Genomic DNA, 12,752 nt, shown 5'->3' with positions numbered 1-12,752 from the left:
ATCCATGGATCGTTTGGGATACACGGCGATGACCGCTGCCAGCCGCACGATGATGTCGCTGCAGGTGCGCTCGAACAACCTCGCCAACGTCAACACCCCCGGCTTTCGTGCCGACCTCGAGCGCGCCCAGGCCGTCGCCGTGGAGGGCTACGGTTATGACAGCCGGCACATGGCGGTGGTCGAGAACAACGGCGTTAGCCTCGCCGCCGGCCCGATGGTCGCCACCGGCCGCGATCTGGATTTTGCGGTCAAGGGCACCGGTCTGATCGTCCTGCAGGACGGCGAAGGTGAAGCCTACACCCGTCAGGGCAGCATGCAGGTCGATGCCGAGGGTCGCCTGACCCTCAATGGCCGCGCCGTGATGGGCGAGGGTGGGCCGATCGAGCTACCCGAACATGAACGGGTTGAAATCGGCAACGACGGCACCGTGTCGATCATGGCGCCGGGCGACTGGATGATGGCCGAGGTTGACCGCATCCGCCTGGTCGACGTCGCAGCGGCCGATCTGATGAAGAACGAGGCTGGCCTGCTGGTGACGCGCAACGGCGAACCGGCCGCGCCCAGCGAAAACGTGCGCCTGGCCAGCGGTTTTCTCGAGTCGAGCAACGTCTCGGCGATCGACGAGCTGGCCTCGACCATGAGCCTCAACCGCCTGTTCGAAACCCAGGTAAAGATGATGAAAGCCGCCGAGGACCTTTCCGACGCCGGCAACCGAATGATCCGCGGCAGCTGATCGGGAGATAACGCATGAATTCCGCACTTTGGGTCAGCAAGACCGGCCTGGCTGCACAAGACACCGCCATGGCGACCGTCGCCAACAACCTGGCCAACGTCAACACCAACGGCTTCAAAGCCGACCGCGCGGTCTTCGAGGATCTGTTCTACAGCATCGAAAAGCAGCCCGGCGCGCAGGCGGATGAGATCAACACCGTGCCGTCCGGCATTCAGCTGGGCAGCGGCGTGCGCGTCGCCGGCACCCAGAAGGTGTTCACCGAGGGCAGCATTCAGACCACCGGCCAGCCGATGGACTTGGCGATTGTCGGGCGTGGCTTCTTCCAAGTCGAATCGCCCAATGGCGACATTCTGTACACCGAGAATGGTCAGTTCCAGCTCAACGCCGAAGGCGTGATGGTCAATGCCCAGGGCCTGCCGCTGACGCCTGCCATCGAAGTGCCGCAGGGCAGCACCGGCTTCACTGTCGGCGCCGATGGCATCGTTACCGCCGTTCTGCCCGGTGACACCCTGCCGTCCGAGCTGGGCCAGATCACCCTGGTCAACTTCACCAATCCAGGTGGCCTGGAAGCACTGGGCGGCAACCTCTATCGCGAAAGCGTCGCCAGCGGCGAAGCGGTGGAAGGCGTGCCGGGCGAGGAGGGCCTCGGTCAGCTCAAGCAGGGCGTGCTGGAAGGCTCCAACGTGCAGGTGGTCGAGGCGATGGTCGCGATGATAGCCATCCAGCGCGCCTATGAGGCCAACGCCAAGGTCCTCGATGCCGCCAGTGGCATGCAGCAGTTCCTCAACCAGACCGTCTGAGAATAGCGATGCGTACGCCCATTCTGCTCGTCGTGCTGATCTTGCTCGGCGGCTGCGCCAGCTTCAACGAAATGCTGCCGGAAGCGCCTTCGACCGAGTACGAGCCGCTGGAGCTGGATTACAGCCTGCCGCCGACCACCGGTGGCGGCCTGTTCCGCTCCGGCTACAGCGGTTCGCTGATCAGCGACCGGCGTGCCGTGCGGGTGGGTGACATCCTGACCGTGGTACTGGACGAATCGACCCAGTCGAGCAAGAGCGCCGGCACCAGTTTCGGCAAGGAATCGAGCATCGGCATCGACGTGCCAACGGTGCTCGGCAAGGCCTATCCGGACGTGGCGACCTCTGCCGGTGCCGAGCGCGACTTCAAGGGTTCGGCCAAGAGTTCGCAGCAGAACACCCTGCGCGGCTCCATCGCCGTCAGCGTGCACCGGGTACTGCCCAACGGCACCTTGCTGATCAAGGGCGAAAAAGCCCTGCGCCTGAACCAGGGCGACGAATACATCCGCCTGACCGGGCTGGTGCGCATCGACGACATCAACCGCTACAACCAGGTGTCCTCGCAAAGCGTGGCCAACGCCAAGATTTCCTACGCCGGTCGCGGCGTGCTCAACGACAGCAACTCGGCCGGCTGGCTGACGCGGTTCTTCGCGTCGCCGCTGTTCCCTCTCTAAGCCTTGAACATGAGTAGCCCGATGCGATCGCTCAAGCTGTTTTTCACCGCCTGTGCGCTGTGCTGGCAACTGCCGGCTCAGGCTGTGCCGCTGATGGACCTGGTGGATGTCGAGGGCATCCGTGGCAACCAGCTGATCGGCTACGGTCTGGTCGTGGGTCTGGATGGCACCGGTGACAAGAACCAGGTGAAGTTCACCAGCCAGTCGGTGACCAACATGATCAAGCAGTTCGGCGTGAATCTGCCGCCGAACGTCGACCCGAAGCTGAAGAACGTCGCCGCGGTGACCATCACGGCCACGGTGCCGCCGTCCTACAGCGCCGGCCAGTCAGTAGATGTCACCGTTTCCTCGCTGGGCGACGCCAAGAGCCTGCGCGGCGGTCAGCTGCTGATGACTCCGCTGCAAGGCGTTGACGGTGAAATCTATGCGCTGGCCCAAGGTGCGGTGATCGTCGGTGGCGTCAATGCCGAAGGCGCCAGTGGTTCCAAGGTCGCCATTAATACCTCCAACACCGGTTTAATCCCGAACGGCGCGACGGTCGAGCGGATGATTCCCAGCGACTTCACCGACCGCCCCGAGGTGATGCTTAATGTCCGCCAGCCAAGCTTCCAGACCGTTACCCGCGTGGTCGATGCGGTGGACGCCTATTTCGGCAAAGGCACCGCCACGGCGCTCAACGCCACCAAGGTGTCGATCCGTGCGCCCCTTACCAGCACTCAGCGCATGAGCTTCATGGCCATGCTCGAACGTCTGGAAGTCGAAGAGGGCCGCACCCGACCGAAAGTGGTGTTTAACAGCCGCACCGGGACTGTCGTGGTCGGCCAGGGTGTGCGGGTCAAAGCCGCTGCGGTGGCTCACGGCAGCCTGACCGTGACCATCAGCGAGAAGCCCCAGGTCAGCCAGCCGAATGCCTTTGCCGGCGGCGAAACCGTGGTCACGCCGCAGTCGGACGTCACCATCGAGCAGGACCGCAAGGCCATGTTCAAGTGGCCCGAAGGCGCCAGCCTGGAAAGCATCATCAACACCATCAACAGTCTCGGCGCCACACCCGACGACGTGATGAGCATCCTGCAGTCGCTGGAGCGCGCCGGCGCACTGAACGCCGAACTGATCGTGATGTAAGACCGCCGTATCCGGCCGCCCGCTATGGCAGGCCGGTCACGCAGCCGATTGAGAAGACCATGAGCATCGTATCCCTCCCGCAGCACCTTGCCTCCATGCGCAACCGCGCCGACGGCCCGACCGTGGCGCGGCGCCAGCAGCTGGAAGTCGTCGCCGAGCAGTTCGAAGCGATGTTCCTGCAGCAGATCCTCAAGCAGATGCGCAAGGCCGGCGACGTGCTCGGTGCCGGCAACCCGATGCGCAGCCGCGAGCTGGATACCATGCGCGACTTCTATGATGAAGTACTCGCCGACACCCTGGCCGGCAAGCGCCAGACCGGGATCGCCGACATGCTGGTTCAGCAGCTAAGTGGTGAAGCCGGCAGCGCGCCCGCGCCGACGGCATTGGCCGGTCACGTTGGCAGCGGTTTGCAGGGCGGCGGGTTGCATGCGCTGCGTGGCACCTGGCAGCGCGGCGTCGATGCGCTGGACAGTGCCTGGGAAAGCGGCAAGGCCGGCTTCAAGTCGCTGGTCGACAGCGTGATCAAGCACGAGTCCAGCGGCAACATTGCGGCGGTGTCGCCAAAAGGCGCGCGCGGCCTGATGCAGCTGATGCCCGGCACCGCACGGGACATGGCGGCCGAGCTCGGCCTGCCCTTCAGCGAGGCGCGGCTGACAACCGACGCCGAATACAACAAGCGTCTCGGCAGCGCTTACCTGAACAAGATGCTCGACCGCTACGACGGCCATCAGGCGCTGGCGCTGGCGGCCTATAACGCCGGCCCTGGCCGAGTGGACGAATGGCTGAAGAGCCACGGTGACCCACGCACTGGCGAGATCGGCACCGGCGCCTGGGTGCAGAAGATCCCCTATGCGGAAACCCGCGAATATACCCGCAAGATCCTCAACGATCTGAGCGCGGCTGTACCCCGGCAGCCCGAACCACGGGCTCAGCTGCAGGCCGTTCCGCCTGTTGCACCATCGTCGTTTAATTCCGCCAATGATTCGGTCGCTCTTTCAACAGGGCGCAGTGTTGTTGCTGGCGCCCGTCTCTCGGTGGCGTTCGCGCAACCGATCCGGATCGAGCCGAAGGAAGTCGTGTCGTGAGTATTCTTGGTCAAATTGGCTACAGCGGCGTACGCGCCTCGCAGATCGCCCTCTCGGCGACCGGGCAGAACATCGCCAACGTCAACACACCCGGCTTCAGCCGCCTGCGGCCAGACCTGCAATCGCTCGGCGGGCAGACGGCGGTCAGCATTGGCGGCGGCGTGCAAGTCGGCAGCATTCGGCGGCTGTCCAACGACTTCCAGAATCAGCAGCTCTGGCGCGCCGGCACTGACCAGAACTACTTCAATACCAGCCAGCAATACCTCTCCGCGCTCGAAGGCCTGATCGACAGTGAAGGCTCGAGCGTCAGCGTTGGCCTGGACAACTTCTTCGCCGCGCTCAGCGAAGCCAGTTCCACCCCCGAGTCCATCGCCCTGCGCCAGCAGATCATCGGCGAGGCCAAGCAGCTGGCGCAGCGCTTCAACGGGCTGAATAGCAATATCGGCACCCAGCTCAACGCCCTGCAGGGCCAGCGCGTGGCGATGACCAGCGAGATCAACGGGCTGTCCGGCAACATCGCCGAGCTGAATGCGCAGATCCGCGAGATGGAATCCTCGGGCCGTGATACCGCGACCCTGCGCGATTACCGCGAGAACCTGATCAAGGACCTCAGCCAGTATGCCGGTATCCGCGTGCAGGAAGCCGCCGACGGCACCCTCAGCGTCTCGCTGGCCAACGGGCAGCCACTGGTCGCTGGGGCAACGGCGGGGCAGTTGAAGATCAATGCCAATCTCGCCGGTGAGCAGGAGATGACGCTGGTCTTCGCCAAGACCACCTTTCCGCTGGACCAGCAGGGCATCGGGGGCTCGCTTGGCGGCCTCTACGACATGGAATATGGCGCACTGCGCCCGGCCCAGCAGGACCTGCACGACATGGCCTCGGCCGTGGCGACGATGATCAACGACGCCCTCGCCGGTGGCTTCGACCTCAACGGTAATCCCGGCCAGCCCCTGTTCAGCTACAACGCCGGTAGCACCAGCGGCATGCTGGCGGTCAACGCCCTGGGCGCCTCGGAACTGGCGTTCTCCGGCACCGCAGGCGAGGTTGGCAACAACAAGACCCTGCTCAGCATGCTTGATCTCAAGTCGGCGGGTGTCACGGTTGCCGGCAACACCGTACCGCTCAACGACGCCTACGCCGGCCTGGTGGGCCGTGTCGCCAGTGCCAGCCGGCAAAACCAGGCGGACCTGCGCGCCGCGACCACGGTAGCCGAGCAGGCCCAGGCCCAGCGCGACAGTGTCAGCGCGGTCAACCTGGACGAAGAGGCCGTCAACCTCATGGCTTACGAGCAGGCCTACCAGGCCAACATGAAAGTCATCAGCACTTCCAACGATCTGTTCAACGCCGTACTGGCGATGTTCTGAGCCGGCGCGAGCCGGTTCGACTGACGAGAAAGACACCATGCGCATCTCCAACGCCCAGATCACCGCCATGATGCACGGCTCGATGAACACCAGCTCCGAAAAGCTCGGCAAGCTGATGCAGCAGATGGCCACCGGCGAGCGCATGCTGATGCCCTCGGACGACCCGATCTCTGCCGTGCGCGTGCTGCGCATCCAGCGCGAAGAAGCGACGCTGACCCAGTACCGAACCAACATTGCCAACGTGTCCGGCAACCTGTCCAAGCAGGAAGCCAACCTCAAGGCGGCGTCGGACACCATGCTCAATGTGCGCGACCTACTGCTGTGGGCAGCCAACGGCAGCAACACCAGTGAAGACCTGGCGGCCATCGCCAACGAGATGGGCAATCTGGAACGGACCATCCTCAGCTTCGCCAACGTGCGCGACGAGGAAGGTCGTTATCTGTTCTCCGGTACCCTCAGCGACCGCCCGGCCATCGCCTTCGACGCGGCCACCCAGAGCTACGGGCTGACCGGCAACGATCAATATCGTCAGGCGGCAGTCGCCAATGGCGTACTGGTCGAGGAGAATGTCACCGCCGCACAGGTCTTCGGTGGCGGCGTCGGTATGCTCAACGACCTCAACACCCTGGTGAAAATGCTCGCCGATCCGGCGCTGGACGCCAACGACCCAGCGGTGCAGGCATCGATCAGCGCCACGCTCAACAGCCTCGACAAGACCCACGGCGACCTGCTCGGTGCAGTGTCGGAGCTGGGCGGGAGGCAGAACACCCTGACGTTGCTGTCGAGCAGCAACGAGGACGTCTCGCTGGTAAACCAGAAAATCGACGGCGAGCTGTCGCAACTCGACTACGCCTCGGCCAGCATCGACCTGAACAACTATCAGCTGTCGCTGCAGGCGACGCAGAAAACCTATTTGAAGATCAACGGGCTGTCGCTGTTCGGCATGCTCTGACCGAGGTAGCGTGAATGAAGATTGGCAAGCAGCTCCCCGCTGTTTCCGCAATCAACCCACAGGAACGCCGCGAGGCGCTGCTGAGGGATGCGCCTGCGCCGCTGCGGGCCGGTGCGCCGGCTGACACGCCGCACACCGAGACGACGCCCAGCAAGAACACCAGCTTCAGCCTGCAGCTCAATCAGCAACTGTCCTCGATGCAGTCGGCCGACAGCTACCTCGGCGATCTGCAAACGCGTCTGTCGCAACTCAAGCTCAACCTCAGTCGCCAGATCAGCTCGCCGCAGCCCAACGGCGAGGAAAGCATTCGCCAGACCGTGCAGCAGGTCGGCGAGTTGCTCAAAGAGCGCAGCAAACGCTCCGGCAATTCTCTGGACGCCAATCTCAAACTGCGACTGACCGAGCCGGTCCGCAGCCGCTTCAGCCTGCAAGGGCTGGAGTCGCTGGAAAAGATTCGCCAGTCAGGCCGCGAGACGCTGCTGTTCAGCGGCGGTCGCCAACTGGCCGAGCCGGTGGCCGTGGTGCTCGACGATGAGATGAGCGACGAGCAGATTCTGCGCCGTTTCAACGGCAGCCTGGGCCAGGCCGGGATCCGCGCCGAACTGGACCCGAACGGTGAACTGAAGTTTTCCGCCCGAGAAGGCGACTGGCAGAAGCTCAAGGGTCAGCTGGCGGTACAGGGCGAGGGCAAGCTGTTCGACAAAGGCCGATACGTTCGTGTGCCGAGCGAGAACGAGCAGCTGCTGAGCTTCCCCGAAGAGCTGCAGCTCGACTCCTTCCGTGAACTGCGCCGCCTGCTCGACTCGGTGGTGGCCGGGCTCGACAAGGTCACCTCGCTGCGCGAGCAGCTGAGCAACCGCCAGCAGGAAATCCGCGAATTCCTTGCCCGCCAGGCTCATGCCGATGAGAAGCAGTGGGCGATGGACTTCTCCCGCTCGGTGTTCAACCTGATGCAGCGCAGCCCTTCCAGCTACGCGGCGGTCACCCAGACCGTTGTGGCCCAGGCGACCATCAGCCGCTTCGCGGTGGTCAGTCTGCTGTCCTGATCGATTCTGCGCCGGGCTGCTTACGGCCCGGTGCGATCGATAAATTTCACATCCGAAGGCCGTCCCATCGGCAGCGTCTGCACGGTATCGCCCAGCTTGCCGCTGTCGGGGTCACGTGTCAGTACCACCATTGCATCGCTCTTCTGATTGGCAATGAGCATGAACTGGCCACTCGGGTCGATGGCGAACTCCCGCGGCTCGCGGCCTTCACTGTCGCGCTGCTGAATCTCGCGCAGGGTGTCGTTCTCCTCGATGGCATACACCATGATGCGGTTCTTCTCGGCGCGGTCACTGACGTAGAGAAAGCGACCGTCCGGCGAAGGGTGGATGGCGCCGGGCGAATGCAGACTGACGTCGCCGCCCGCGGCAAGATCCACCAACTGACGCTGCACCAGGCTGCCGTCGACATGGTCGAAGCGCGCGACCTGAGCGCTCAGCTCCAGCGTCGCATAGGCCTGGCTGCCGTCGGGGCTGAACGCCAGATGACGCGGGCCGCTGCCATCCGGCAGGCTGATGAAAGCCGGCTCGGCTGGTGACAACGGGCGCTCCGCGTTGGCCGGGTCGTAGCGATAGACGAAGATCTTGTCGGCGCCCAAGTCGCTGACGAACAGGGTCTTGCCATTCGGCGACATCACGGCCGAATGCACGTGAGCCGATTGCTGGCGCTCGGGGTGCACTTCGCTGGCTTTGTGTGTGGCGATCTGGGTGACCGGCAAGAGCGTCCCATCCTTGGCCAGCGGGACCACCGCGAGGCTGCCACCCGGGTTTGCCCGCGAGCCGTAGTTGGAGACGAACAGGTAGCGCCCGTCGCGGCTCTGGCTCAGGTGGGTGGGCTCGTCGCCCAGCGTGATCTGTTGCTCCAAGACCGATAATTTGCCGCTGGTCGGCGCCAGGATGAAAGCGCTCACACGTCCCACCGGATCAGGGTGCCCCGGCCCGTTCTCGTTCACCGCGTAGACCCGGTTGCGGTTGAGGTCGAGGGTCAGCCAGGACGGGTTGTGGGTGCGTACGACCTGTAGCGGTTGCGGTTCGATCTGGCCGCTTTCGGCATCGAACTGCATGCGGTAAATCCCTTCGCTGTCTCCTTCACTGGTGTAGCTACCGATCAATACTTGATACATGGGTGCTGCTGCTCCCGAGGTGCTGAATGCCAGGGTCCCGATCAGGGCACACTGGCGCAGGGCGTTGATGAGGTGGCGCATGGCGCATCTCCAGACAGACGTGAGCATATGACCGCGGGCAGGCGGCAATGCTCCGGCCGAAGGAGGCCACGTTGCCCCTCAGCCCTGTGCGCGCACGTTCAACCCGCGCCGGCTCTGCGGTTTGCAGCGGCGCAAGCCATGCAACGAAATCACCACCGGTACGGCGAGCGCCAGCCAGCTCAGCCGGTCTCCTGCGCCTTCGGACACCAGCCCGGCAATCAGCCCGACCAAGGAGAGTACGGCGATCACCACGGGCCACAGCCAGATGCGCATCATACTCGACCCTCCTTCGCGCCGCGTTTGAGCCACAGGTACAGACCGCTGCCGAGCACGACGATGGTCAGGATATCCAGCAGGCCCCAGAGGATCTTCAGCGGCAGCCCGCCGTAGTCACCGAAATGCAGTGGTTCGGAGAGCTGCAGCGCCGTGACATACCAGGGCCGGGCCCCGGCTTCCAGTATCTCGCCATTGGCCGGATCGACCAGCAGTGCCTGGGTCAGGCGCGAGGTTAGCGGTGTGTCGCCGCGCAGGATCACCGCGACATGTTCCGGCGTGGCGCGCAGCGTGCCGGGGTAGGCGATCATCGAGACGGCCATGCCTGGGGCGGCGGCCAGCACCCGGTCGACGGCGGTCTGCAGCGAGCCGTTCGCGGCTGGAGCATCGTCGGCATCGGCAGCCAGCAAGACGCGCGTTTCGCCGGCCTGCAGCGAGGCGACCTGCTCGGCCTGCCAAGCCTGGAAGATCAGGTCTGCCCAGGTGTTGATCACCCCGGTAAACCCCACTGCCAAGGCCCACACCAGGGTGACGATGCCCAGCAGGTTGTGCAGGTCCAGCCAGCGGGTGCGCGCGGTGCGTTCCTGGCGCACCTCGCCGAAGCGCAGCTTGCGCATGAAGGGCGCGTAGAGCACCACGCCGGAGACGATCGCCACCACCAGCAGCAATCCCATAAAGCCGAGGAACAGCTTGCCGGGCAGGCCGGCGTACAGGTCCACGTGCAGGCGGTACATGACGCTCATGAAGCCTTCGTCGAAGTTCGGCGCGCCGAGCACCTCGGCCGTGCGGGCATCGGAGAGGATCAGCGTCGATTCGCTTTCATCGGTATCGACCCGCGTGTCCAGCTTGACGTACCAGAGGTTCGGCTCGTCTTCCTCTGCGAAGAAGTACAGCGGCACCAAACCGGGGTAGGCCTTCACCGCTTCGTCGGCGACACGATCGACCGCAGCACGCGGCGAGCCCTCTGGCATCGACGGCGCCTCGATCTCGTTGCCGGTGAGGTGATCGATCTCGTGGGAGAAGATCAGCGGCAAGCCGGTCAGGCACAGCATCAGGATGAACAGCGTAGAGGCGAGGCTGGACCACTTGTGGACCCAGCCCCAGCGCCGCAGGGTGACTGCCTGCATCAGAAATCGACCGTGGCGCTGACTGTCAGGGTGCGTGGAGCGCCGAGGACGAGGTAGCTCTGATCCGGATAGCCGCCAGCGGAGGCCCAGTAATCGCGGCCGGTCACGTTGTCCAGGTTGGCGCGCAATGTCACGTCACGCTGCTCAACCACCATCCGGTAGCGGGCGCCGAGGTCCAGGCGCGTCCAGGACGGCAGCTTCAGGTCATTTGCAGCATCGGCGTACTGGCTGCTGGTGTACACGACCTGGCTGGTCAAGGTCAGGCCGTTGGTGCCAGTTACGTCCCACTCACCGCCAATGTTGGCTTGGGTGCGGGGCACGCCAATGGCGCGATTGCCTTCGTTGAGTCCGTCCTGTGTGCGGGTCAGTTCGGCGTCTAGCAGTGTCACGCCGCCCAGCAGGCGAACGCCGTAAGTTGGTTCACCGAAGACTGACAGCTCGATACCGCGGTTGCGTTGCTCACCACCGTCGCTGAATACACCGTTTTCGAGCGTGCTAAAGGGGCGGTCTGTGGTGAAAACGGCCAGGCTGCCGCCCAGGTAACTGCCGTCATATTTGAGACCGAGCTCGGTCTGCTTCGATACATAGGGCTGCAGTGCCGTACCGGCATTGACAACCGGAACGCCACCGCTGCTGGCTGGTGCGATGTCGCCCTTGACCAGGGCCTCGATGTAGTTGGCATACAACGAGAGTTCATCGGTCAGCTTGTAGACAACCGCCGCTGACGGCGTGGTTTCGTAACGGTTGTAGGACGAGGCGCGCAGGCCCAAGTTGTAGTCGTAGGTCTTGGCTTCGATGCCTTGGCGGCGGGCACCGAGGGTCACCAGAAGACGGTCGTCCATGAAACCGAGGGTATCGGCGATGGCCAGGCTCTGGGTGTGGGTGCGTTCAGTGACATGCGGGTTGGACATCGAGCCGCCGAGGAAGAAGTCCGCAGCCGGCATCGCGGTGTCATAGGGGTTGTACAGGTCATTGCCGAAGCCGGCGAAATTGGAGAATGCGTAAGCGTTGCGCGCTTCGATGTCGAACATCGCCGCCGAGACGACCCACTGGTGTGACACCTCGCCGGTTTGCGCGAGGCCGCGCAGGCCGACCTCGCTGGTGAACACCTCTTCCTCGCGCACGTTGTCGAAGCGGTAGGCGGTGAGGTTGCCGTTGGCGTCCGACCTCGGGTTGGCCAGGCGGTTCTTTTCCTCGCCTTCGCGCACGCCCGTGGCCAGCCAGCCAGTCAACGCATCGGAGAAGTCATATTCAGCGCGGAAGGTGCCAAAGGTCTGCTTTTCTTTGGAGTAGGTCCAGGACTGGGCGTAGTTGTCCTCCGCGTCAGGTGCGCTGGGAATACCGCCGCTGGGGGTTACGCTCGGGCGCGGTTTGTCGATGAAGTGGTACTGATGGCCGACGTCCGCGGACAGGCGCAGGTTGTCGCCTTGGAAGTCCAGTCCGAGGGCGAACATGTCGAGGGTGCGCTTCTCGTTGTCGACGCTGGTTTCACCGTCGCGCTTGGCTGCGTTCAGGCGCACGCCGAAGCGCTCTTCCTCGCCGAAGCGGCGGGCGATGTCCGCCGATGTGGTGAACTGCCCGCCGCTCTCGGCGCCGACCGACAGGCGCGTCAGTGGCTCGTTCGGTGCGCGCTTGGGCAGGATGTTGATCGCACCGCCGATGCCGCTGCCACCGGGCGCTGCACCGTTGAGAAAGGTGTTGGCGCCGCGGAACACTTCCACGCGCTCAATGAACTCGGCGGCCACGTACTGGCGTGGCAGCAGGCCGTATAGACCGTTGTAGGCGATGTCATCGGAATACACCGGGAACCCGCGCACCACGTATAGCTCCTGAAAATTGCCGAAGCCGCGCGCGACCCGCACGGACGGGTCGTTCTGCAGAACGTCCGACACGCTTCTCGCCTGCTGGTCCTGGATCAGCTTGGAGGTATAGGACGTAGAGGTAAACGGCGTCTCCATATAGTCCTGATTGCCGAGGATGCCGACACGGCCGCCGCGGGCGACCTGGTCGCCAGCGTAGGGTTCGGTCAGGCCGTCGGCCGAGGCGTCGGCGCTGGCGGTGATTTCCACCGCTTGCAGTTCGACCGGCTCGGCGGCAGTACCTCGAGATTGTTCTTCGAGTTGCTCCTGAGCCATGAGCGGCGAGCCAGCGAAGCTGGCGGCAAGGCAAACGGGCAGCAGTGCGGTTTTACGCGGGAAGCGAAGAGTGGACATGGCGGACCTGACCGGACGTTGGGCTTTGAGGGTGGCGGACGGCACGATGGGCAGTTGAGAGTCTGTGCCATCTGAGAGCCACTATCATATTTCAATGCTAACAATTCGCAACCGTATTCCGTCCAGTGGCGGGGGGGGGGGGGGGGGGGGGGGGGGGGGGGGGG

The 12,752-nt window shown here is 64.2% G+C and carries 12 protein-coding genes; 8 read left to right on the top strand and 4 right to left on the bottom strand.

The annotated features are described in order from the left end of the window. The first annotated feature begins 4 nt into the window (after positions 1 to 4). From flgF to AAGW23_RS17000, 8 genes are read left to right on the top strand one after another with little or no spacing between them, the layout of a single operon-like run. A complete protein-coding gene (gene flgF / locus AAGW23_RS17035; protein ID WP_342407528.1) occupies positions 5 to 733 on the top strand; it encodes a flagellar basal-body rod protein FlgF in 729 nt (242 codons plus the stop codon). A gap of 14 nt (positions 734 to 747) precedes the next feature. Continuing rightward, on the top strand, positions 748 to 1,533 hold the full coding sequence (gene flgG / locus AAGW23_RS17030; protein WP_019340569.1) for a flagellar basal-body rod protein FlgG: 786 nt from the start codon (positions 748 to 750) through the stop codon (positions 1,531 to 1,533). An 8-nt stretch (positions 1,534 to 1,541) separates the two neighbouring features. Next, complete coding sequence (gene flgH, locus AAGW23_RS17025; RefSeq protein WP_342407527.1) at positions 1,542 to 2,204, top strand: flagellar basal body L-ring protein FlgH; 663 nt, start codon at positions 1,542 to 1,544, stop codon at positions 2,202 to 2,204. A 21-nt stretch (positions 2,205 to 2,225) separates the two neighbouring features. Then, positions 2,226 to 3,326: a flagellar basal body P-ring protein FlgI gene (locus AAGW23_RS17020; RefSeq protein ID WP_342407526.1), complete on the top strand. Its 1,101-nt coding sequence runs from the start codon at positions 2,226 to 2,228 to the stop codon at positions 3,324 to 3,326. Positions 3,327 to 3,385: 59 nt separating this feature from the next. Continuing rightward, the gene (locus tag AAGW23_RS17015; protein ID WP_342407525.1) at positions 3,386 to 4,411 is read left to right on the top strand and encodes a transglycosylase SLT domain-containing protein; all 1,026 of its coding nucleotides are present in this window, start codon (positions 3,386 to 3,388) and stop codon (positions 4,409 to 4,411) included. After that, positions 4,408 to 5,775: a flagellar hook-associated protein FlgK gene (flgK, locus tag AAGW23_RS17010; RefSeq protein WP_342407524.1), complete on the top strand. Its 1,368-nt coding sequence runs from the start codon at positions 4,408 to 4,410 to the stop codon at positions 5,773 to 5,775. The genes AAGW23_RS17015 and flgK overlap by 4 nt, the downstream gene beginning before the upstream one ends. A gap of 37 nt (positions 5,776 to 5,812) precedes the next feature. Continuing rightward, a complete protein-coding gene (flgL, locus tag AAGW23_RS17005) occupies positions 5,813 to 6,727 on the top strand; it encodes a flagellar hook-associated protein FlgL (RefSeq protein ID WP_342407523.1) in 915 nt (304 codons plus the stop codon). A gap of 14 nt (positions 6,728 to 6,741) precedes the next feature. Continuing rightward, positions 6,742 to 7,773, top strand: a complete 1,032-nt coding sequence (locus AAGW23_RS17000) for a hypothetical protein (protein ID WP_342407522.1) — start codon at positions 6,742 to 6,744, stop codon at positions 7,771 to 7,773. A gap of 20 nt (positions 7,774 to 7,793) precedes the next feature. Here the strand turns inward: AAGW23_RS17000 and AAGW23_RS16995 are convergent, their stop codons facing one another. The 4 genes from AAGW23_RS16995 to AAGW23_RS16980 form a co-directional block, all read right to left on the bottom strand. After that, positions 7,794 to 8,975 (bottom strand): lactonase family protein, encoded by a 1,182-nt coding sequence (locus AAGW23_RS16995; protein WP_342407521.1) that lies wholly within the window; start codon positions 8,973 to 8,975, stop codon positions 7,794 to 7,796. 78 nt (positions 8,976 to 9,053) lie between these two features. After that, entirely contained in the window at positions 9,054 to 9,251 is a 198-nt protein-coding gene (locus AAGW23_RS16990; protein ID WP_342407520.1) for a hypothetical protein, read from the bottom strand. Further along, the gene (locus tag AAGW23_RS16985) at positions 9,248 to 10,375 is read right to left on the bottom strand and encodes a PepSY-associated TM helix domain-containing protein (RefSeq protein ID WP_342407519.1); all 1,128 of its coding nucleotides are present in this window, start codon (positions 10,373 to 10,375) and stop codon (positions 9,248 to 9,250) included. Before AAGW23_RS16985 ends, AAGW23_RS16990 begins: the two co-directional genes overlap by 4 nt. Further along, positions 10,375 to 12,588: a TonB-dependent siderophore receptor gene (locus tag AAGW23_RS16980; RefSeq protein WP_342407518.1), complete on the bottom strand. Its 2,214-nt coding sequence runs from the start codon at positions 12,586 to 12,588 to the stop codon at positions 10,375 to 10,377. The genes AAGW23_RS16985 and AAGW23_RS16980 overlap by 1 nt, the downstream gene beginning before the upstream one ends. Positions 12,589 to 12,752: the final 164 nt, after the last annotated feature.

It is taken from the genome of Stutzerimonas chloritidismutans (assembly GCF_038562055.1).
Classification (GTDB): domain Bacteria; phylum Pseudomonadota; class Gammaproteobacteria; order Pseudomonadales; family Pseudomonadaceae; genus Stutzerimonas; species Stutzerimonas chloritidismutans_A.
The sequence above is the reverse complement of the archived record's forward strand: the minus strand, read 5'-3'. Positions and strand labels throughout refer to the sequence as shown.